The following is a 22511-nucleotide window of genomic DNA, read 5'->3' as shown; positions in this document are numbered from 1 at the left end:
GCCTCTTCCGCCGGTATGTGCTGTACGGGTCCGGTAGGTGCGGTACGGGTACGGATGCTGTCGGCGCTACTGGCCGAACTCCCCGAGCGTCTCGCGCAGTCGGGGTCCCGACTCGGCGAGCATGTCGGGGTCGAGCATGCGCAGATGCGGGGCGCCGGTCGTGATCGTCTGTGTGGCGCCCTTGAACAGGCCCTCCCAGTACTGCGGGTCGAGCGCCGAGGCACGGTCCGCGGCGAGGAAGTGGGTGAGCCCGCAGTCCACCCGGGGAGTCGGACCGTCGAGGTCCACGTCGGCCGCGTCGAACATCACCACGTGCTCGATCTCGAAGCCGCGGTCCTGGAGTTCGGCCGCCACGGCCGGTGCCAGCGCCGCGCCGACGGACCAGCCGACCAGCACGACCGGTCCGAGGACGTCGACGCTCTCCACCGCCTCGACGAACTCCGCCAGCAGGGCGGCCGGTTCGGCGGTCCGCCCCTGTGCCTCCAGGAGCGGTGACAGCACGCCGTGGACCGGCATGTGCTTGGGGAGGTACGGCAGCAGCTGGACGAAGCTCCAGGCCGTACCGGAGAGCGGCGGCAGGCAGACCACCGTCGGGTCGCCGCCCGCGGTGCGCAGCGGGACGGCGGGCTCCCGGACGAAGGCCGGGCGGCCGAGCCGCTCGGCGAAGGTCCGCGGGGTCGGGTAGCGGAAGACCTCGGCGGTCTCCAGCGTGACGCCGAACATGTCCTGGAACCTGAGCACCATCTGCACGGCGAGCAGCGAATGCCCGCCCAGTTCGAAGAAGTTGGAGTCGCGCCCGATGTCGTCGCGTCCCAGCAGGTCGCGGAAGACCCCGCGGACCAGCTGCTCGTGGGGCGAGCCGCCGTCGAGGTCGGCCGCCGGCGCGGGGGCGGTGGGAGTGCCCAGGCGGCGCCGGTCGAGCTTGCCGCTCGCGGACATCGGCAGCGCGGTCAGCGTGGTGTACACGGACGGGATCATGTACTCGGGCAGCGTCTCGGCGAGCCACTCCCGCAGCCGGGCCGGGTCGGGCGGGGTGTCGCCGTCGGGGATGACGCCGGCGATCAGCCGGTCACCGGTCTCCGGGTCGACGCCGACGACCGCGTCGCCGACGCCGGGGCAGCGCGCCAGCCGCTTCTCGATCTCCTCCAGTTCGACCCGGAAGCCCCGCACCTTGACCTGGGTGTCCAGCCGCCCCAGGAAGCGCAGCCGGCCCTCGGCGTCCCAGCGTCCGGCGTCCCCGGTGCGGTAGCGGCGGTACCCGTCCGCCGCGATCCGGTCGAGCGGGAAGCGGCTGGCGGTGAGTTCGGGCTGCCCGACGTAGCCCTGGGCCACCTGGGGTCCGGCGAGGAAGATCTCGCCGGGGACGTTGACCGGGCAGGGGCGGTAGGACGCGTCCAGGACGTAGGCGCGGTTCAGACCGAACGGGGCGCCGACGCAGGAGGCCGTGTCGACCAAGGCGGTGTCTGTCCTGGTTCCCTCGTCGGATGTACGGACGGTGCAGTACACGGTGGCCTCGGTCGGGCCGTAGAAGTTCCAGTACGTCAGTCCGCGGCCGTCCAGATGGGTGGCGAACTCGCCGGGCAGCGGTTCGCCGCCGAGCATCAGCCGGGTTCCGTCCGCGACCTCGACGCCCGCGTCGCGCAGCGACTTCCACACGGTGGGGGTGCCGCCGACGAAGGTCACCGGCGGGGTCCGCTCCAGCGCCCGCCGTACCGCCGCGGGGTCGGTCGCGCCCTCCGGGAGCAGCCGGACCGAGGCCGCGGCCAGCAGCGGGACCAGGTACTCCAGGAGGGAGATGTCGAAGGAGGGGGTGGTCAGGGCGAGCGAGACGTCCTCGGGGGTCATCCGGACGAGGTCGACCGCGGCCTCGCAGAAGGCGGACAGTGCCGTGCGGGCGACGGCCACACCCTTCGGATCCCCCGTGGAGCCCGAGGTGTACATGATGTACGCGGTCGTCCCGGCGTCGATGTCACTCTCGGCCTCGGGGCGCGGGGCCCGCTCGGCCGGACGGGCCCGCAGGTCGGCCGGGGTGATGGCGCGGACGCCCGCGACCGTCCCGGTGCCGGTGTCCGTGACCACGAGGGCGGCCCCGGCGTCGCCGAGGACGAACGCCACCCGCTGCTCGGGGTGTGCGGCGTCGACCGGGAGGAAGACCGCGCCCAGTTTCCACACGCCGAGGACGGTGGCCAGGAGGTCGAGTCCGCGCGGCAGCCGGACCGCGACCACGTCGCCGCGTCCGACGCCCTCGGCGGCCAGCGCGTCGGCCAGCAGGCCGGCGTCCCGGTCCAGTTCACGGAAGGTCAGGGTGTCCGCGCCCGCCTGGGCGGCCAGCCGGTCGGGCCAGGTCTGCACCGCCCGGTCGAACCGGGTCAGGACGTCCGGCACGGGCCGGGCGGCCGCGTCGACGGTGTCCACCCCGGAGAACGCCAGCACCCGGCGCTTCTCCTCCTCGGAGGCCAGGTCCAGGTCCGCCACCCGCACCGTCGGTGTCCCGGCGGCCTGGAGCAGGACCTGGCTGACGTGGGAGACCAGGGCGCGCACGGTGCTCTCGTCGAAGCGGGCCGTGTCGTACTGGAGGCGCAGGCGCAGCCCTTCGCCCTCGGGCACGAAGGTGGTCGTCAGGTCGTAGCGCGCGCCCGCCAGCTCGACCCAGATGTGCTCGGCGGGTTCCAGGCCGGCCAGCTCGAACGGCAGGTCGGGCAGGTTGGCGACGGACAGCGAGACCTGGAAGAGCGGTGAGACGGTGTCGCTGCGCTGCACCGACAGGCCCTGGAGGACCTGGTCGAACGGGAGTTCCTGGTGCTGGATGGCCTGGAGGCTGGAGCGGCGGGTGGACTTGAGCAGGTCGAGGAAGGAGGCGTCGTCGTCGACCTGGACGCGGACCGAGATCAGGTTCAGGAAGAGCCCCACGGTGGACTCGAACTCGGTCCTGCTCCGGCCGGCGACCGGCGTGCCCAGCACGACGTCGCGCTGGTCGGAGTAGCGGGTGAGCACCACCGACAGCGCCGCCGCGAGGACCATGTACAGGGTGCAGCGGGCCGTGGAGGACAGCTGCCGGGCCGCGCCGTACACCTCGTCGGGCAGCATGAGGTTGAGGACGGTGCCGGTCATGTCGCGCCGCTCGGGGCGCGGGCGGTCCCAGGGCAGTTCGGTCTCGGCGGGGGCTCCCTCCAGGTAGCCGCGCCAGAACTCGACCTCCTCGCGGATGCGGTCCTCGTCGAGGTGCTCGCGCTGCCAGGCGGCGAACTCGGGGTACTGGACCGTCACTTCACGGGGTTCCTGGTCCGTCGCGCCGACCGCGCGGTTGTAGAAGAGGGCGATCTCGTCGATGACGTTGGTCAGGGACCAGCCGTCGAGGGCGATGTGGTGCCCGATCACGACCAGCACGTGCAGGGTGGGGCTCCAGCGCAGCAGGTAGGTGCGCATGGGGGATTCGCCGGCCAGGTCGAAGGGGCGGTCCGCGGCCTCCCGTACGAAGGTCTCGATGGCCGGCCGCAGGGCCTCGGTGGAGTGGTCCGGCGCGGACATCTCCACCACCTCCAGCACCGGCCCGGTCTTCTCCTCGACCCACTGCATGGGTTCGCGGGCGCCGGTCGCGGGCGTGATCCGGGTGCGCAGGGCGTCGTGCCGGCCGACGACCGTGCGGACGGCGGTGTCGAGCGCCTCGACCACGAGCGCGCCGCGCAGGACGCGCACGTCGGGGTTGAGGTAGGCGACGTTGCCCGGCGCGACCTGCTCGACGAACCAGATGCGCTGCTGGCCGAAGGACAGCGGCGTCTCGATGCGGGACATACGGGAGCTCCAGAGGTCAGGGGCGGTGGGCGGGACGGGGGCGGCCGGGAGCGGGGGCCGCCCGGGAGCCGGCGAGGTCGAGCCGGATCGCGTCGAGGAGGTGGGCCGTGCTGTCGTGCGGGAAGAAGTGGCCGCTGTCGAAGACCCGGGTCGTGACCTGCTCGGCGGCGCCGGTCCACTCGGCGAGCGAGTCGGGCGGGGCGACCGGGTCGGTGCGGCCCGCGTACACGGCGGTGGGGGTGGTCAGGCGCCGGCCGTCCCACGCGTAATCGCGCAGGGAGGCGAGGTCGTTGCGGAGCATCGCCACGGCCAGCTCCCGCATGCCGGGGTCGGCGAGCACCTGAGGGGGTGTGCCGCCCACGGTGCGGAGGAAGTCCACCGCCTCCTCCTCGGTGCCGCCCGCCACCGGGACCGGCCGGGGCAGGTGGGGCGGGTTGGTGGCGCAGACGACGAGCAGCGCCGGGACCGCGTCCGCGAGGTGCCGCTCCAGGTGCAGGACGGCCTCCGCGGCGATCAGCCCGCCGAGGCTGTGGCCCACCAGGACGCAGGGCTCGCCCAGTTCGGCCAGGGACTCGGCCAGGCGCCGGGCCCGGGCCCGGACGGTCCGCTCGGGGGAATCGGGGTCCGTCGGCATCGCCGTACGCACGCCGAACACGCGCAGGCCCCGGGCGCGGGCGGGTTCCGTCCAGCCGCGGTAGGCGTGCGCGGTGCCGCCGGCGTGCGGCACCGCCACGAGCGGGAGCCCGTCCGGCTCCTGTCGTGCGAAGCGGCCGGGGTCGAGCGGGAAGAGGACGGAGGTCATCGCAGCGGCTCCAGGGTGGGTGTCTCGGAGCCCGGTTCCAGGGCGAGTTCCCGCAGCCGCGCGCGGTCGATCTTGCCGCTGGTGGTCATGGGGAACCGGTCGAGGACGGTGAACCGGCTCGGGATCATGGCGGGGGTCAGGCTGGCCCGGGCGTGGCGGCGCAGTTCCGCCCGGCCGGGCGGGTCACCCGGTTCCACCAGGAGGCAGCCGATCAGCCGGTCCCCGCCGGGTGTCGCGATCTTCACGACCGCGCTCGCGCGGACCTTCGGATGCTGGTCCAGGACGTGCTCGACCTCCCCCGCCTCGATCCGCACCCCGTGGACCTTGATCTGCTGGTCCAGCCGCCCCCGGTAGTCCAGGGCCGCCCGGCCGTCGGCGGACGTCGCAGGGAGCCAGCGGACGAGGTCGCCGGTGCGGTACATCCGTCCACCCGGGCCGGCGGTGAAGGGGTCGGGCACGAACCGCTCCCGGGTGAGGTCCGGGGCTCCCGCGTAGCCCGAGGCGAGGCAGACCCCGGCGAGGTGGAGTTCGCCGACCGCGCCGAAGGGCACCGGTTCGCCTGCCGGGGTGAGGACGTGGGCGTCGACGTTGTCGATCGGCGGTCCGATCGGCACGGTCGGCCCCGGCTCGGGGGTGCGGCAGTCCCAGGAGGTCACGTCCACGGCCGCCTCGGTGGGGCCGTAGAGGTTGTGCACGGTGGCGCCGAGGACGGCCGCCGCCCGGTCGGCCAGCGCGGGCGGGAGCACCTCGCCGCTGCACACCACGCGGCGCAGCCGGGCGCAGTCCGCGGCCCGTGGCTCGCGGAGGAACTGCTCCAGGACGCAGGGCACGAAGTGGGCGACGGTGATCTCCTCCCGGACGACCGTCTCGGCCATCTCCTCGGGGTCGAGGTGCGCGAGCGGCGGCGCCATCGCCAGCCGGGCCCCGGCCAGCAGCGGCCAGAAGAACTCCCAGACCGAGACGTCGAAGTCGAACGGGGTCTTCTGGAGGACGATGTCCGAGGCGTCGAGGCGGAAGTGGTCCTGCATCCACAGCAGCCGGTTGACGATGGCGGCGTGCGGCACGACGACACCCTTGGGGCGCCCGGTCGAGCCGGAGGTGAACAGGACGTAGGCCGGGTCCTCGGGGCGCGCCGTGGGTCCCCCCGCCGTGCGGTGGGGCGGTTCCGGGGCCGCGGGTCCGGGCAGCCGGCGGCCGGTGAGGTCCAGCAGGACCGCGTCGGGTGCGGCCTGCCGGATCCTGTCGGCGGTGTCGTCGGCGCACACGACGACCCGGGCGCCGGCGGTGCCGATCATGGTGCCCAGCCGTGCGGGCGGGGCCTCGGTGCCGAGCGGCAGATAGGCGCCCCCGGCCAGCAGGACGCCCAGCAGCACGCCGGGGAGGTCCAGCGAGCGCCACGCGCTCACCCCGACGACGTCACCGCGACACACGCCCTCGGCCCGGAGCCGGTCGGCGAACCCGTGGGCCCGCGCGAGCAGTTCGCCGTACGTCAGCGACTCACCGTCGGCGGTCACCGCCACCCGGGAGGGGTGGCGGTCGGCGGCCTGCGCGATCAGCTCGTGCAGGGGGGTGGCCGGCCGGGCCACCCGCGCCCCGCCGAGGGTCAGGAGCATGCGGCGCTCCTCCGCCCCGGCGACCACCAGACGGTCGAGACCGGCCTCGGGGAACGTGGCGAGGCGCTCCAGCACGGTCCGGGTCCGTTCGGGGCCCCAGCGGGTGAACGTCCCGCCGCAGTCGTGCACCACCGTGTGCGGGCCGGCCTGCGCGCCGGGCGGCAGGGCGAGCCGGCCGGGCCGGTGGTCGCCGGAGCCGTCCCGGCAGCTGTCGCAGTGCACGTCGAGGCGGACGGTGCCGTACGCGGCGTACTCGGCGACGGCCCGGGCGAGTGCGGTGATCGTGTCCCGGCCGCCCTCCGCCAGGGGCAGGCTCGTCCCGTCGGGAGAGGGCGAGGCGTCCGCGCCGATCCGGACGGTGGCCTCGCCGGTGTGGCAGACCCGGGCCGCCACGAGGGCGGCCGCCAGGGCGGCCGAGGTCCGGTCCGGGGCCTGGACGGTGAAGTGCTGTTCCCCGGACTCCTGCTGACGCACGGTCACCGCGCCTCCTTCCGGGGCGCGGTGGCCAGCTCGTCGATCAGGCCGGCCATGGCGCGGGGGGTGAGGTCGACGCCGAACAGGTCGGTCGCCGTGATCTCCGGGCCGCAGCTCCGCGAGAGCCGGCCGGCCAGCCGGACCAGGGTGAAGGAGTCCCCGCCGAGCATGTACAGGTCGGCGTCGGGCTCGATGTCGGTGAGCCCGAGGATCTCCTCCCAGATCCGGAGCACCCGGGACAGCGTCTCCTCGCCGCCCGCCGGGTCCGTGGGCGCCGCGGACTCGTCGGCCGTGCCCTTCTCGCGGGCCGCGTCGATCCAGTGCGGCCGCCGGTCGAACGGGTAGGTGGGCAGCGGCACGCGACGGTAGCCGTCGGCCCCGTTGGCCGCCCCCAGGTCGACCCCGACGCCCGCCGACCACAGTCGGCCGAGCTGGGTGAGGAACGGCACCGCTCCCGGGCCGGGCAGCACCGGCACCACGTCGGACGGGCCGCCGTCCCCGGCGTACGGGGACAGCAGATCGGTCAGCGACCGCCCGGGGCCGATGTCGACGACCAGGGCGCCCGGGACGGTCGCGGCGAGGGTCCGCACGGCGTCCGGGACGTGCTCGGGCCGCTGCCGGTCCTGCCACCAGGGGGCGTCCCGGCCCGTGCGCGGGTCCACGGCCCGGCCCGTGCGGGTGGAGACGACCGCCAGGGACGGCGGTTTGACGGCGGCCGTCACGGCGGCCTCCCCAGTGGTCGACCGCAGCAGGCCCACGCCGTCGGCCGCCGAGAACTCGCCCGCGACGCAGGCCGCCGCGAACTCCCCCGGGCCGTGGCCCAGTACGGCGACCGGCTCAACGCCCAGGGACCGCAGCAACTCGGCGGTGGCCACCTGGATGACGTACAGGCGCACGGGGGCGAGTTCGGCGGACGGTGTCTCCTCCAGCAGGGCCGCCCGGATCCTCGTGCCCTCCTCCCCCAGCGGGGCGAGGATCTCCTCCACCCGGTCGCGCACCACCGCATGGCGGGCGTACAGGTCCGCCAGCGCGCCCGGTGCGGGGTCCCGCTCGTCACCGAAGGCGAACACGACCGCCGGTGCCTTCCGTGCCACGCGGCGCGGAGCGTCCTGGAGGGAATCGGGCACCGGGCCGTCCGGTGTCAGTACGAGGCTCAGGCGTACAGGCAGGACGCGGCGGCCCGTGACGAAGGTGCGGGCGACCTCGCCCACCCGGCCGGGCCGGGCCGCCAGGTGCTCCACCAGGGCGTCCCGGTAGCGCAGCACGCTCTCCGGGCCGGTCGCCGACAGCGGGATCACCGCCGCCGCCAGATCCTCGGCGGGCTCCGGCGCGGCGGTGTGGAACTCCTCGACCACGACATGGCAGTTGGTGCCGCCCATGCCGTAGGAGCTGATCCCGGCCCGCCTCGGCACCCCCGGCACGACGGCCCAGGGCCGGGCGACCGGGTCCAGCACGAAGCCGTCCGGCAGATCGTCCGTGGCCGTCTCCTCCCCGGCACCCGGCAGGGGCGGGAGGGTCCGGTGCCGGAGGGCCAGCACCGTCTTGACCAGCCCTACGACACCGGCGGCCGCGCCCAGATTGCCGAAGGTGGCCTTGGCCGAGCCGAGGGGCAGCGGCTCGTCCGCCCGGCCGCGGGCGAACACCTCGGACAGCGCGGCGAGTTCGATGTCGTCGCCGACCTCGGTGCCGGTGCCGTGGCCCTCCAGGTAGCCGATCGTCCCGGGGTCGATCCCGGCGTCCCTGTGGGCCGCGCGCACCACGTCGACCTGGCCCGCGAACCCCGGAGCGGTGTACCCGGCCTTGTCGCCGCCGTCGTTGTTCATCGCCGAGCCGCGGATCACGGCCAGGACGGTGTCGTGGTCGGCGAGCGCGTCCGACAGCCGCCGCAGGGCTACCATGCCGAGGCCGTTGGCGGGCACGGAGCCGTCCCGGCCCGCGAGGAACGGGCGGCAGCGTCCGCTGCGGGAGAGCACACTGCCCGGGGTGAGCGAGTAGCCCTCGTCCTGCGGGAGTTCGACGGTGACCCCGCCCGCCAGCACCACGTCGGCGTCCCCGCAGCGCAGCGCCCGCACCCCCTGGTGCACGGCGACCAGTGAGGTCGAGCAGGCGGTCTGGACGGTCATCGCCGGTCCGGTCAGTCCGAGCCGGTAGGCGATCTTGGCGGCGAGGTGGTCCTTGTCGTTGGCCAGGACGATGGGCAGCAGTCCTTCCACGGCCTCGATCGAGGGGTCGGCGAGGATGTGGCGCAGCAGGTAGTAGTCCAGGCCCGCGCCCGCGAAGACGCCGACGCGCCCGCCGGGCCGTCCGCCGCCGTCGCGCCCGGTGGCCCGGTCGCCGCCGGTGCCGTATCCGGCCCGTTCCAGCAGCACCCACGCGGCCTCCAGCAGCAGCCGGTGCTGTGGGTCGGTCAACTCGGCCTCTCTCGGAGGCATTTGGAAGGCCTCGGCGTCGAACAGGCCCACGTCCGCGAGGACTCCGCGCCGGGGGACCCGGTCGGGGCCGCCGTCGGGGCCGGTGCCGGTGCCGCTGCCGGTGTCCGGGAAGGTGGTCACCGCGTCGCGGCCCTCGGTCACCGCGTCCCAGAAGGCGTCGAGGTCGTCTCCCGTGCCCGGGGTCCTGGCATACACCCCGACGACGGCGATCGGCTCGGTCTCCGCTTCACGCACCGCGCAAGCCCTCCTTGATGTGCGCCGCCAACCGGTTGACCGTCGGGGCGCGGTAGATGTCGACCGAGGTGATCCGGACCCCCGGGAAACGCTTGCGCAACGCGTCGCGCATCTCGGTGAGTTGCAGCGAGTCGCCGCCCGCGTCGAAGAACGCCTCGTCGTAGTCGAAGTCGTCACCGCCGAGGAGAAGCCGCCAGACACCGGCGACCTCCTCGACGAGGTCGTCGGCGGTGGGTTCGCGCACGGCCGGCTCCGGGGACGCCGACGGCTGCCCAGCTGTGGCCTCCCGCGCCTGGTCCGTCTCCCGCGCCTCCGTCAGAAAACGCTCCGTCGGCTGTGCGCGGGCGGCCAGGGCGGCGGTGTCCACCTTGCCGTTGTGGTTCAGGGGCAGGGACGGCACCAGACACCACAGTGCGGGGCGCGCGTACGGCGGGAAGGTGTCCGCGAGGGAGGTGACGAGCTCGCGCAGGGCGGACGCGGGCGGGCCCACGACCGCAGCGAGGACGGCCCGGTCGGTCTCGTCGCTGTCGTCCGTGCCGACGGCGCTCACGTGCGCGTCGACGACACCGGGCCGGGCCCGCAGGTGCGCCTCGATCGCGGCGAGTTCCACGCGGTGGCCGCGGACCTTGATCTGCCGGTCCCGGCGGCCGCGGAAGAGCAGCCGCCCGGTGTCGTCCCAGCGGACGACGTCCCCGGTGGCGTAGGCGCGTTCACCGGCGAGCCAGGGCAGGGTCACGAAGGCCGCGGCGGTGCGTCCGGCGTCCCCGGCATAGCCGTGCGCGAGGCCGAGGCCGGTGGCGTACAGCTCGCCGTCCACGCCGGGCGGGACCGGCCGGCCCGCCTCGTCGGCCACGAGGACACCGGTGCCGTTGACCGGCCGGCCGATGGGGACGGTGTCGCCGACCTCCTCCGCCGAGGTCACGTGGTGGACGGTGGTGAAGGTGGTGTTCTCGGTCGGGCCGTACCCGTTGGTGACCCGGAGTCCCGGGCCGGCCTCCATGACGGTGCGGACATGGGCCGGGGAGACCACGTCCCCGCCGGTCAGCACCTGGCGGAGCGCGCCGAGCGCGGCCGCTTCGTGGCGGGCCATCAGGCGGAAGAGCCCCGCGGTCAGCCAGGCGTGGGTGACGCCTTCCTCCCGCAGGAAGGCACCGATCTCGCGGGGCGCGGCGGGTCCCGGCGGGAGGATCGTGACACGGTCCCCGTTGAGGAGCGGGTGGAAGAGCTCCAGGGTGGAGGCGTCGAACGCCAGGGGCGCCATCCGCAGCATCGAGCGGCGCCGGCCGGGGTCCTCGTCGTCCGCCGCGCGCAGCAGGTCCGGGTCGGTCGCGAGGCGGATCACCGCGCGGTCGGGCACCTCGACGCCCTTGGGCGTGCCCGTGGTCCCGGAGGTGAAGGAGACGTAGGCCGTGCTGTCGGCGGTGCGGGGCTGCGGCTGCGGCTGCGGCTGCGCGATCTGGCTCTCGTCGTCCGGTGCCGGGTCCGGCGCCCACGGGGCCACCGGCCTTACCCGTTCGGGCCAGTCGCCGCGCAGTCCGGCCGAGGTGACGGCGACGGTCGCCCCGGTGACGCGGAGCACCTCCGTACGCCAGTCGGCGGCCGTCTCCCGGGGCACGGGGACGTAGCAGGCCCCCGTCCGCAGGAGCGCGAGCACCGCGACGACCTCCGCGGCCGAGCGGTCCACCTGGACGATCACCCGGTCGCCGGCCCCGACCCCCGCCCGGCGCAGGACGGCGGCGTACCGCGCGGCGGCCCGGTCGAGCTGACGGTAGGTCAGCGTGTGGCCGGCGGCCGGATCGGTGACGGCGACGGCGTCGGGGCACCGCTCGACCGTCGCCGCGAAGCGGTCCCAGAGCCCCGGGGGCCCGTCCGCCGCGGGGGGCGTGGGGCGTGCCGAGGCGGTGACGCGGGCCCGCTCGACGGCCGACAGCCCGGTGAGGGGGCCGATCGGCGCGTCCGGGTCCTGGGCGAACTCACGCAGGGTGGTGAGGAGGGCGCCAGCCAGCGCGGCGGCGGTCCGCGGTCCGACGGTGCCGACCGAGTACTCCAGCGCGAGGGCCGGCTCGCTCCCCCAGCGCCGGAGATAGAGGATCGCGTCGAACACCGCGCCGCGGCAGTGCCCTTCGGTCACGGCGGCCGGAGTTCCGGCGAGGTCGACGGTGGCCGGGACCAGTTCGTCGTGCGCGGCGAAGGCGAACGGGGCCGGTGCGTTGGAGCCGCGCACGGGGTGCGCGGCCAGGTGGCGCACGACGTCCTCGTAGGGGGCCTCGGAGTCCCGGAGCGCGGCGCCGTGCTCGGCCGCCGTCGCACGGAGGTGGTCCGCGACCGTGTGCCCGGGCTCCAGCCGGATCCGGAGCGGGGCCACCCGGGTCAGCAGTCCGACCGCGTCGAACTGGCCGGCCCGGAAGCGCCCGCTCGTCGGCATCCCCAGGACGAGGTCCTCGGTCCCCGCGCGGCGCCCCAGCACCAGGGCCCACGCCGCCAGCAGGACGACCGGGCGACGCACCCCGGCCCGCCGGGCCACGGCCTCGACCGCGTCCCGTACGTCGGGCGGCAGGACGAAGGGCAGCCGTCCGCCCTCCGGGTCGAACGGCCCGTCCTGGGCCCCGTCCGGTCCCGGCAGGCGCCGGCCGGCCGGTGCGTCCGCCAGCCGCTCGGCCACCCGGCCGAGGTCGTCCGCGAGCCGCCCCGAACCGGCCCGCTCGCGGTACCGGGACAGCGAGGAGTCCGGTACGGGGGCGCTCCCGGCAGCGGCGCCAGGCGTGCCGTAGAACTCCGCGAACTCGCGCAGCAGGACGCCGACGCTCCAGCCGTCGGCGATCGTGTGGTGGAGCAGCAGGGTGAGCACGTCGTCGTCCTCGGCGGAGCGGCCGACGAAGGCGCACCAGGGCGGCTGCTCGAACGGCCGGAGGTGACCGCCTGCGGCCGGCGCGAGCAGCGCCTCCATCCGGGTGGCCGGGTCGCCGGGGCCCGCGGGGAGTTCCAGCTCGCGCAACGGGACCCGCCACTGGGGCAGGACACGTCGTACGAAGGTGTCGCCCTCGGTGGCGAACCGCGTGCGCAGGGACTCGTGCCGGGTGGTGAGCGCCCGCAGCGCCGCGGCGACGCGGGTGCTGTCCAGGTCGGGGGCCGTGAGGGAGAACATCAGCCGGTAGGCCGCGTCGCGGCCGGCCAGATGGGCCGTCAGCATCGGCTCCTGTCCGGGCAGGAGCGGCCGGTCGCCGGGCGGGGGCGGCGGCGCGGGCCGGGCGTCCACCGGCCGGGCGGCGGTGAGCACCTCGCCCAGCGGGGCGTCGCTCAGCAGCCGTGGCAGGTCCGGTGCCCGGCCGAGCCGCCGTTCGCCGAGCGCCACCAGGTGGTACGCCTGGAGCGAGGAGCCGCCGAGGGCGCCGAAGGAGGCGTCGGTCCAGGCGCCGGGCGGGCGCGCGGTGGGGCGCAGCGCCTCGTCGAGCAGCGGCGCCCAGTCCTCGGCGGTCGTCGTCTGGTGTGGTGTGTCGGTGCTCACCGGTCGTTCTCCCCCTCGTCGCCGGACACCGGTTCTTTCTCGTTGCCGGACACCGGTTCCTTCTCAAGGCCGGGCTCGGGCGGCCGGGTCGCCGCCTCGATCGCCCGGTCGGACAGATACACGCGGATCGGGATGACGGTGAGCAGGGTCAGGACGGTGGACACCGCGAAGAGCGTCGTGGCGTCGACGGCGAGCGCGACGGTGCCGCCGATCGCCGCGCCGACCGGTGTCATCCCGTACGTCAGCATCCGCGAGGCACCGCTGACGCGGCCCAGGTCGCCCCGGCTGACGGTGAGTTGCCGTACCGACATCGACTCGACCGACCACATCCCGCCGAGCGCGCTGCCGACCGTCATCACGGCCGTCAGCAGGACGCCCTCGGCGAACAGCGGGCCCGCGAACACCAGGGCCCAGCCCACCCGGGTGAGGGTGAGGGTCGTGCTGCGGCCCACCCACCGCTCCACCCGGTGGGTGGTCAGGGCGCCGACGGCCGCGCCCACGCCGATGGCACCCACGAGGAAGCCGTACTGCGACGCGGACAGGGCGAGCGGGCCCGGTGTGATCGCGTACACCACGAGGACCGTGAAGAAGATGCTGTTGGCGATCGTCGTCAGACCGCCCACGGCGACGATGGTCGCGAGGATCGGCCGGGAGAAGACGATCCGGGCCCCGTCCCAGAAGCCGGTGGACGCCTCCGCGGTGTCCACGCGGGCCGCGGTGCGCGGCAGTTGGGCGGCGACCAGTGCGGCGGCCAGGCACGCCAGCCCGGACAGCAGGCCGGGCAGCACCTGGTCGACGTCGACCAGGACGCCCGCCAGGGCCGGGCCCAGGAACTGGTAGAAGAGCCGGGTCGACACGGCCAGCAGACCGTTGGCCCGGGTGCGGCGCGCGTCGTCGACCGCGTTCGCCGTGACGACCTCGGCCGCGGTGTCGACGACGGTCTGGAAGCAGGACACCACGAAGACCAGGACCGGCACGGTGACGGTGAGCGCCACGTCGGCCCAGATCAGCGCCGCGAGGCCGAGCATCGCCGCGGCGCGCCCGAGGTTGGCGAGCGTGACGGCCCGGACCGGGTCGAGGCGGTCGACCAGCACGCCGGCCGGCACCGCGGCGATCAGCCAGGGCAGGGTGGCGGCGACGGTGACCGCGGCGACCGCCGCCGCGGAGTGCGCGGTGGTGGCCGCCGTCATCGTCGCGGCCACCGCGAAGACGCCGTTGGCGGTGTCCGAGACCGCGGTGGCGGTCAGGAACCTGCGGAACACCCCGCTCATCGGGCGGCGGTTCCGGCGCCGGCTCCCGCCATCTCGTCCCGCAGCCGGGCCAGCCGCCGCAGGCTGCCGAGCACCTGGCGCTCGGTCAGGCCGAAGTCGACGAGGGCGCCGATCTCGTTCACCCCCGCCTCCCGCAGGAGTGCGCAGCGCCGCCGCACCGCGTCCGGGTCGCCGAGCAGGGCGCGGTCGGTGCGGAACTTGCGGTAGGCGCGCCGCAGGATCGCGTCGATGTCCTTCGGGCTGGCCCCTGCCAGGTCGATCCGCTCCTCCGCCAGGGCGGTGGTGAGGGTGCCCACCAGGTGGGTGTGGCTGCGCAGATAGCGGATGAAGGGGTCGTGGCAGACCTCCTCGACCATGTCCTCCGACTCGCCCACGTAGGTGTGGACCATCAGCGTGACGCGGCCGGTCGCGGGATCGTGCCCGGCCTCCTCGCGCGCCTTGCGGTAGATCCGGACCTTGTCGGCGAGTTCGTCGACCCGCAGTTCCAGCAGCGCGGTGAGGAGGTTGGCCCCGAGGGCGCCGGCCCGGCGGAAGCTCTCGTCGTTCGAGGTCGCGGTCAGCCAGGTCGGCAGCTCCGGCTGTACGGGCCTCGGGTACAGCGACACCCGGGTCCGGCCGCCGGTGCCGTCGAGGGCGTCGGGCACGACCCCCTCGGACCAGAGGGCGCGCAGCCGCCGTACGTCGTCCTCGAAGGTGTCCCGGCGGCCCGCGAACCGGTCGGGCGCCAGCGCGAAGTCGGCCGGGTGGAAACCGGGGGCGAAGGACACCCCGATCCGGCCGCCCGAGAGCCGGTCGACGATCCGCCAGTCCTCGATCAGGCGCAGCGGGTTGTGCAGGGCGGGGATGACACTGCCCGCGCGGATGTGGATCCGCTCGGTCGCGGTCGCCAGCGCCGCGCCCAGCACAGCGGGGTTGGGGTACTGCGCCCCGAACTCGTGGAAGTGCCGCTCCGGCGTCCAGATCGCCTCGTAGCCGAGGGCGTCCGCCTCCCGGGCGGCGGCGAGGACGAGGTCGTAGTCGGATCCGAGGGGGCCCTCGGCGGAGGAGAAGAAGTAGACGCTGGTGGAGAGGGCGTCGGTGGGGGTGGAGGCCGTCGTGACCGGTACGGCCTCGGTCGCCCGGGCCTGGACCTGGGCCTGGGCCTGGGGCGTCGGGGTCCGGGGCGCCGGTGCGGGGCGGGCCGGGACGCCCAGCCGGTCCCGTACGACGCGGGCCAGGCCGCCGAAGGTGGACTCGTCGAAGAAGGAGTCCAGGCTCAGTTCCAGCCCCAGCGCGTCACGGACCCGGGCGCTCAGCCGCAGCGCGGCGAGGGAGTGGCCGCCCTGGTCGAAGAAGTCGTCCTCGGGGCCCACCTCGTCGACGCCCAGGACCTCGCACCACAGGGCGCCCAGCACCGCGTCGGTGTCCGTGCCGCCGGTCGTTCCGGTCTCCGTGGTGGCCGCGCTCGCGGCCGTCTCCTGCTGTGTCACGTCGCTCCGTTCATCGGTCTCCATGTGCCGTACGGGAACGTCCCCGGGCCGCGGGGCCGCCGGTGTGCGCGGCTGTGGCGGCCCGGTCTGCGGCTCGATCCAGCAGCGCTCGCGCGAGAAGGAGTACGTCGGCAGCGGCACCCGCCGGGCGCCCTCGCCGTCCCCGCGCCACAGCTCGCCGAGCCCCCAGCTCCACAGCAGCCCGACTGCGTCCGGGCCCGAGGCCGGGGAGCCGCTCTGCCGGGCCCGGTCGAACCCGCCGATCAGCGGCTTGCGGTCGCGGAGGATGTCGCCGACCAGGCCCTGGAGCGTGGTGCCCGATCCCGTCTCGAACCAGACGGCGGGCGCGAGATCGTCCGCGGCGGCGCGAACCGCCTCGGCGAAGCGCACGGGCAGCCGGATCTGCGAGGCCCAGAACCGCGGGTCCACGGCCTCCTCGTCGGCGAGTCCGCGCCCGGTCGCGCCGGAGAACAGCGGGATCCGCGGCGCCCGCAGGGCGAGGCCCGCCATCACCTCGGCGAACTCGGTGGCCGCCGCGTCCATGCTCGGCGAGTGGAACGCCCGCGCGGTGCGCAGCGGCACCGTCGGCCGGCCGGCCGCCCGGCAGGACTCCACGAAGGCGGCCATGGCGTCGAAGGGACCGGAGACGACCACGGAGTGCGGTCCGTTGAGCGCCGCGACGACCAGACCGTCCGGCAGCAACTCGGCCACCTCCTCGGCCGGGGCGACGACGGCCGTCATCGCGCCCGGGGGCGCGGCGTGCATCAGCCGTGCCCGCGCGGCGACCGCGGTCATGCCGTCGGCGAGGGTCAGCACGCCGCCGACGCACGCGGCGGTCAGCTCGCCCAGGCTGTGCCCGAGGAGCGCGCTCGGTTCCAGCCCCCGGGTGGTGAGGCCGCGGGCCGTGGCGACCTGGTCGAGGAAGAGACAGGGCTGGGCGAGCAGGGTGCTCATGGCCCCGTCCGCCTCGGAACCCGTCCCGTCCGTCTCGGAACCCGTCCCGGGCGCCTCCGGGTTGAGCAGCGCGTCGGCCACCTGCCCGCGCAGCGCCTCGTCAAGGGCCGCCAGCCCCTCGTCGACCGAGGCGCGGTAGACGGGGTCGGAGTCGTAGCGTGCGCGACCCATGCCCGGTCGTTGGGTGCCCTGCCCGGGGAACATCAGGACGGCGCCGGAGCCGGCCGGGACCCGGACACGGCCGGTCGCGGCGCGACGCAGCAGGGCCGGTGCCCCCGCGGTGTCCGGGGCGACGACCGCCGCCCGCCACGGCAGCCGGGCCCGGCCGGTCCGCAGGGTGTACGCCACGTCGGCCAGGGGGAGGTCCGGGTGCCGCTCCAGATGGTCGGCCAGCCGCCGCACGGCCCGGTCCAGCGCGGCTTCATCGGCGGCCGAGACCGTCAGCAGCTGGGGTTCGGCGACCGTGGCGGGCGCGGTGGGGGTGACGGGGGCGGCGGGCGGTTCCTCCATGACGACATGGGCGTTGGTCCCGCCGATACCAAAGGAACTCACCCCCGCCCGGCGGGGCGTGCCGCCCTGGGGCCAGGGCCGGGCGGCGGCCGGGAAGCGCAGCGCGGTCCCCTCCGCCCCGAGCCGTTCGGAGGCGCGGGTGAAGTGCGCGATCGGGGGCACCGTGCCGTGGCGCAGCGCGAGCACGGTCTTGATCAGACCCACCACTCCCGCCGCGGCGTCGAGGTGCCCCACGTTGGACTTCACGGCGGTCACGTACAGCGGGGCGTGCTCGGCGTCGCGCGTCCCGGTCAGGAAGACCTCGCGCACGGCGGAGATCTCGACCGGGTCGCCGAGCCTGGTGGCGGTGCCGTGCGCCTCCAGCAGACCGATCGACTCGGCCGGCACACCCGCCGTCTCCAGGGCCGCCTTGATGACGCCGGCCTGGGCGGCCGGCCCGGGAGCGGTGTAACCGACCTTCCGGGCACCGTCGTTGTTGACGGCCGACCCGAGGATCACCCCGTGGATCACGTCCCCGTCGGCGAGCGCGTCCTCCAGCCGCTTCAGTACGACGACACCCGCGCCGTCCCCCGGCACGGTGCCCCCGGCCTCCTGGTCGAACGGCCGGCACAGACCGTCGGGCGAGAAGATGCCGCCGGGCTCGTGGACGTAGCCGTGCCGGGACGGCGGCGCGAGGGAACAGCCGCCGGCGAGGGCGAGATCGCTCTCGTACGACAGCAGGCTCTGCACGGCCATGTGCGTGGCGACCAGCGAGGTCGAACACGCGGTCTGGACCGTGACGCCGGGCCCCTGGAGGTTGAGCTTGTAGGAGATCCGGGTGGCGGCGAAGTCCTTCTCGGAGGCGATGACCGCTTGCAGCGGGCCCGCGCTGTCCAGGGCCTTCGGGTGGGCGAGCAGCTCCTCCAGGAGATAGGAGTTGCTCCCGACGCCGGCGAAGACACCGATGCGGTTCTCGTCCGGCCCGGCCGGCGCGTACCCGGCGTCCTCCAGCGCCCTCCAGGCGCACTCCAGCAGCATCCGCTGCTGCGGGTCGAGCAGGGAGGCCTCCAGCGGGGAGTAGCCGAACAGCTTCCGGTCGAATCCCGGGATGTCCTCCACGACGGCGCGCACCGGGACGTAGCCGGGCTGTTCGAGGATGCCGAGGGGTACGCCCGCCGCGCGCAGTTCGGCCTCGTCGAAGCGGGCGGCGGCGTGCCCGCCGGACCGCACCATCCGCCAGAACGCGTCCAGATCCTCCCCGGTGCCGGGCAGGCGTGCCGCCATCCCGACCACGGCGATCCGCCCGTCGCCGGGGCGCCGACGACCGGGGCCCGGGCCGCTCGTGGGTTCCGACAAGACCTCGGCGCCACCCCTGTTCGCCTCGCTCGCCCCGTGCAGGAAACGGGCGCATGCCTCGACGGTGGTGTGGTGGAAGAGATCGGTGACGCTGATCTCCAGTCCGGCCCGGCCCAGTGCCTCGTGGACCTTCAGCAGGGCGAAGCTGTGCCCGCCGGCGTCGAAGAAGTTGTCGTCCAGGCCGATGTCGGACCGTCCGAGCACCTCCTGCCAGATCGCGAGCACGGTCCTGGTGAGGTCCTGGGCGTCCGGGGCGGGCGCGCCGGCCGCCGTCCCCTCCCGGGCCGGCAGTGCCAGGAGCCGTGCGCGGTCCGCCTTCCCGTTCGCGGTCAGCGGGATCTCGTCGACCTGCACGAACCGCCCCGGCCGGAGATACGGCGGCAGGACCGTCCGCAGGTGGTCGCGGAGTTCGTTCTCCGGCAGCGGTCCCGCCACGACGACGAAGGCGACCAGCGTGTCGTCGTGGGCCAGGACGCGGCAGGCCGAGGGCCGACGCGGGCCGGGCAGCCCGAGCACGGCCCGTTCGACCTCCGCCGGCTCGACGCGATAGCCCCGCACCTTCAGCTGGTCGTCGACGCGTCCCAGGTACTCCAGCGTGCCGCCGGTGCGCCACCGGGCGAGGTCGCCGGTGCGGTACATCGTCCCGCCGGGGTGGAACGGGTCGGGGGTGAAGCGCCGCGCGGTCTGTTCGGCGTCGCCCAGGTATCCGCGGGCCACGTGGCCGCCGCCGATGTACAGCTCGCCGGGCACGTCGAGTCCGGTGGGTGCGCCGTCCTCGTCGAGGACGTAGCAGCGGGCCTGCGGGAGCGGGACGCCGATCGTGTTCGCCCGCACCGAGGCCAGTGCGTCGCCGGGCACCGGGTGCGCGGTGACGTGGACGGTCCCCTCGGTGATGCCGTACATGTTCACGACCGTGGTGTCGGGAGCGCCGTCGCCCAGCGACAGGGCCAGCCGGTCCCAGTCGAGTGCCTCGCCGCCGAGCACGATGTACCGCGGCCCGGGGCCGGGCGTCGCGGTCAGGGCCGGGGCCAGGCGGTGCAGCGATCCCGGGGTCTGGCTGAGGACCGTCACCCCGCTCCCGCGCACCAGGGCGGCGAGCGCCGCCGGGTCGCGCACCTGGTCGTCGGTCGCGAGGACACAGGTGCCGCCGGTGGTCAGCGGGCCCCAGATCTCCCACACCGAGAAGTCGAACGCGAAGGAGTGGGCGCAGAGCCAGACGTCCGTCCCGTCCACCTCCAGCCCGGCGGGCCGGTCGGCGAAGAGCTGGGCGAGACAGGAGTGCGGCACCTCGACGCCCTTGGGCAGCCCGGTCGAGCCCGAGGTGAAGATGACGTACGCGCTCTGCCCTGGATCGCTCGCTTCCAGCGGCAGGGCGTCAGGGGTGCTGTCGGGCGAGGCGGCCGAGCCTTTGCCGGCCACGGGCGAGACGCCGGGAACGCCGTCGGCCAGGGGCGAGACGCCAGGACCACCGTCGATCACCAGCGAGACGTCAGGACCGCCGTGCGCCAAGGGCGCGGCCTCGGTGATCCCCTCCGTCTCCGGCGCGTCCACGACCAGCAGTTCCGCGGTCGGCAGCCACTCCGCCAGGACCGGCCGGCTCGCCCGGTCCACCAGGACGAGGCCGATCCCGGCGCGCTCCGCGATGGACCGCAGGCGCTCGCTCGGCCCGGCCGGGTCGAGCGGGACGTAGGTCGCGCCGGCCTTCCACACGGCCAGCATCGCGACGACGGTCCAGGGGGTGCGCCGCCCGCAGACGCCGACCCTGGTGCCCGGCCCGGCCCCCGCGGCCCGCAGCCGCCGACCGACGCGGTCCGCGTGGGCGTCGAGTTCGGCGTACGTCAGCGTGGTCGTCCCGTCGGTCAGCGCCGGGTGGCCGGGGCGGGCCGCGCGGGCGCGCCGGAACCGGGAGAGCACGGTCTCGGTCTCGGCCGCGGCGGGCGCCGGGTTCACTTCGAGGGTGAGGTGGACGGTCTCCCGTGCGTCCACCATTCCCACCGGCTCGTCGGGCGCCTCGACCGCGTGCCGGAGCGCCGCCTCCAGGTGGCGTACGAGGGTCTCGGCGGTCGGTGCCAGCAGGATGTCGGCGTCGTACTCCAGCCGCAGGGAGGGGTGTTCACCGGAGAGGTCGACGGTCAGGGCCAGGTCCCACTTCGCGCGGTCGCCGTACACCTCGACCGGGGTGACCGTCGTCCCGGGGAGGTCGGGCAGCGCGGCGTCGAAGTTCTGCACCGCCAGTGAGCACTGCATGAGCGGCGACCGTCCGGCGGCGCCGCGCAGGGAGAGGTCCCTGACCAGCACGTCGACGGGTACGTTCTGCCGGGCCATGGCGGGCAGCACGGCGGTGCGTGTCCTGCGGAGCAGGTCGGTGAAGGCCGGGCGGCCGGAGACGTCCAGGCGCAGCGGGACCATGTTCACCTGGCAGCCGACGAGGCCCTGTTCCTCCTCGGAGTGCCGGCCCGCGACGGGGCTGCTGATCACCACGTCGTCCTGACGGGCGTAGCGGCCGAGGACGGACGCGTACAGCGCGGCGAAGGCCATGAAGACGGTGGCGCCCGCCCGCCGCGCGGTCTCTCGCAGCCGGGTCACCAACTCCTCGTCCAGGGGGACCAGTACGGTGCCGCCGGCGCCGCTGGGGACCGCCGGGCGGGGCCGGTCGGTCGGCAGGGCCAGCGGGTTCATGTCCGCCAGGTAGCCGCGCCAGAAGTCCAGATCGGCCGACGCGGCCCCGCCCGCCGTCCAGCGGTCCCGCTCGCGTACCGCCCAGGTGAGCGGACCGGGGGCCTCGCCGTCGAAGGGCTCGCTCTCCGGGGGCGTGCGGTAGGCCGTCTCCAGGTCGCGGAAGATCACACCGAGCGACCAGCCGTCGCACACGATGTGATGGGCCACCAGGACCAGCCCGTACTCCCCCGGCCCGATCCGGGTCAGTCCCCAGCGGACCGGCGGACCGGCGGCCAGGTCGAAGGGCGTCTCGCTCAGCCGACGCACCAGAGCGCGCACCGCTTCCGCCGGCTCGGCGGCCGGCTCGACAGTCGCCTCGGACCCGGTGACCGTCCACGAGGGCTCGGCGCCGCGCCGGGGTATGCGCTGCACCAGCCGGCCGTCCTCGAAGGCGAAGGTGGCCCGTAACGAGTCATGGCGGTCCGTCACCCGCCGAACGGCCCGGTGCAGCGCCTCGACGTCGAGATCGCCGTCGATGTGCATCGCCACGATCACCAGGTAGGCGTCGTCCTGTCCCGCCGCCTCGCGTGCGACGTAGAGACGCTCCTGGGCAAAACTCAACGGCCCTGTGCCGGCCAACGCGCTCATCGTGTCCCCCGTGGACGCTGAAGATCGTGGTGCCTGGAGGGCTATGTGCCCAGGGTCGATTCAAGCTGCACTCATCTTCGGTATGGCACGCATCACACGTCACTGGAGTCACAACCGCCCCACAAGGCGGCACGGCTCGGGCGCAGTCGGCATTTCCACGTCACACGCGTCCTGCTCATGCCAAGGTGGGGACACGCCAACTCCTGTCACCCCACTGACACTTCAGGGAGTCTCCCAATGCTGCGCGGCATCGACGTGAGCGCCTACCAGTCCTCCGCCTACAACACCGACGGCCTCGCCTTCGTCTTCATCAAGGCCACCGAGGGCCGCTCGTACATCAACCCCAAACTCGCCGCCCAGACCAAGCGCGCCCGCGAGGCCGGTCTGACCGTCGGCTTCTACCACTTCCTCTGGCCGGGCAACCTGACCGCCCAGGCCGAGTACTTCGTCAAGCACGCCCCCGAGAAGGGCGGCGACATCCTCGCCGTCGACTGGGAGACCACGGGCGAGGGCACCCACGCCTCCAACGCGGAGAAGGACAGCTTCATCCGCAAGGTGAGGGCCCTGCGGCCCAACAACCGGGTCATCCTCTACTGCAACAGGAACTTCTGGCTCAACGTCGACACGACCTCCTACGCCGGCGACGGCCTCTGGATCGCCGACTACGTCACCGCCGGCAAGCCCCGCATCAAGGCCAAGTGGCGCTTCCACCAGTACACGTCCGACCCGCTGGACAAGAACGTCGCCGACTTCGAGAGCAAGGCGGCGCTGCGGAAGTGGGCGGCGGACGCCTGATCTGCGGCCTCGCCTAGTC

The 22511-nt window shown here is 74.8% G+C and carries 8 protein-coding genes; 1 reads left to right on the top strand and 7 read right to left on the bottom strand.

The window, feature by feature from the left end; translation table 11 throughout:
• Positions 1-66: 66 nt before the first annotated feature.
• Genes SLINC_RS31385 through SLINC_RS31355 form a run of 7 tightly spaced genes read right to left on the bottom strand, consistent with a single transcriptional unit; the run spans position 67 to position 21697 of the window.
• A complete protein-coding gene (locus tag SLINC_RS31385; RefSeq protein ID WP_067440063.1) occupies positions 67-3792 on the bottom strand; it encodes a non-ribosomal peptide synthetase in 3726 nt (1241 codons plus the stop codon).
• Between the two features lie 16 nt (positions 3793-3808).
• Positions 3809-4594, bottom strand: coding sequence for a thioesterase II family protein (locus SLINC_RS31380; protein WP_067440060.1), 786 nt, complete (start codon positions 4592-4594; stop codon positions 3809-3811).
• Entirely contained in the window at positions 4591-6687 is a 2097-nt protein-coding gene (locus SLINC_RS31375) for an amino acid adenylation domain-containing protein (RefSeq protein WP_067440057.1), read from the bottom strand. Before SLINC_RS31375 ends, SLINC_RS31380 begins: the two co-directional genes overlap by 4 nt.
• Positions 6684-9347 (bottom strand): type I polyketide synthase, encoded by a 2664-nt coding sequence (locus SLINC_RS50165; protein WP_067440054.1) that lies wholly within the window; start codon positions 9345-9347, stop codon positions 6684-6686. The genes SLINC_RS31375 and SLINC_RS50165 overlap by 4 nt, the downstream gene beginning before the upstream one ends.
• Positions 9340-12852, bottom strand: coding sequence for a non-ribosomal peptide synthetase (locus SLINC_RS31365; RefSeq protein ID WP_067440051.1), 3513 nt, complete (start codon positions 12850-12852; stop codon positions 9340-9342). Before SLINC_RS31365 ends, SLINC_RS50165 begins: the two co-directional genes overlap by 8 nt.
• The gene (locus SLINC_RS31360) at positions 12849-14123 is read right to left on the bottom strand and encodes an MFS transporter (protein ID WP_079164824.1); all 1275 of its coding nucleotides are present in this window, start codon (positions 14121-14123) and stop codon (positions 12849-12851) included. The genes SLINC_RS31365 and SLINC_RS31360 overlap by 4 nt, the downstream gene beginning before the upstream one ends.
• Positions 14120-21697, bottom strand: coding sequence for a hybrid non-ribosomal peptide synthetase/type I polyketide synthase (locus SLINC_RS31355; RefSeq protein ID WP_079164823.1), 7578 nt, complete (start codon positions 21695-21697; stop codon positions 14120-14122). Before SLINC_RS31355 ends, SLINC_RS31360 begins: the two co-directional genes overlap by 4 nt.
• Positions 21698-21934: 237 nt before the next feature.
• On the opposite strand from SLINC_RS31355, the gene SLINC_RS31350 reads away from it, so the two are divergent.
• Positions 21935-22492 carry a glycoside hydrolase family 25 protein gene (locus SLINC_RS31350; RefSeq protein ID WP_067440042.1) on the top strand — a complete coding sequence of 186 codons (558 nt, stop codon included), beginning with the start codon at positions 21935-21937 and terminating at the stop codon, positions 22490-22492.
• Positions 22493-22511: the final 19 nt, after the last annotated feature.

Origin of the sequence: Streptomyces lincolnensis (assembly GCF_001685355.1) — a bacterium.
GTDB lineage: Bacteria > Actinomycetota > Actinomycetes > Streptomycetales > Streptomycetaceae > Streptomyces > Streptomyces lincolnensis.
The sequence above is the reverse complement of the archived record's forward strand: the minus strand, read 5'-3'. Positions and strand labels throughout refer to the sequence as shown.

Excerpts from the sequence above, each read along its gene's own strand:
- SLINC_RS31385 (WP_067440063.1), bottom strand. The coding sequence starts at position 3,792 with ATGTCCCGCATCGAGACGCCGCTGTCCTTCGGCCAGCAGCGCATCTGG.
- SLINC_RS31380 (WP_067440060.1), bottom strand. The coding sequence starts at position 4,594 with ATGACCTCCGTCCTCTTCCCGCTCGACCCCGGCCGCTTCGCACGACAG.
- SLINC_RS31360 (WP_079164824.1), bottom strand. The coding sequence starts at position 14,123 with ATGAGCGGGGTGTTCCGCAGGTTCCTGACCGCCACCGCGGTCTCGGAC.
- SLINC_RS31355 (WP_079164823.1), bottom strand. The coding sequence starts at position 21,697 with ATGAGCGCGTTGGCCGGCACAGGGCCGTTGAGTTTTGCCCAGGAGCGT.
- SLINC_RS31350 (WP_067440042.1), top strand. The coding sequence starts at position 21,935 with ATGCTGCGCGGCATCGACGTGAGCGCCTACCAGTCCTCCGCCTACAAC.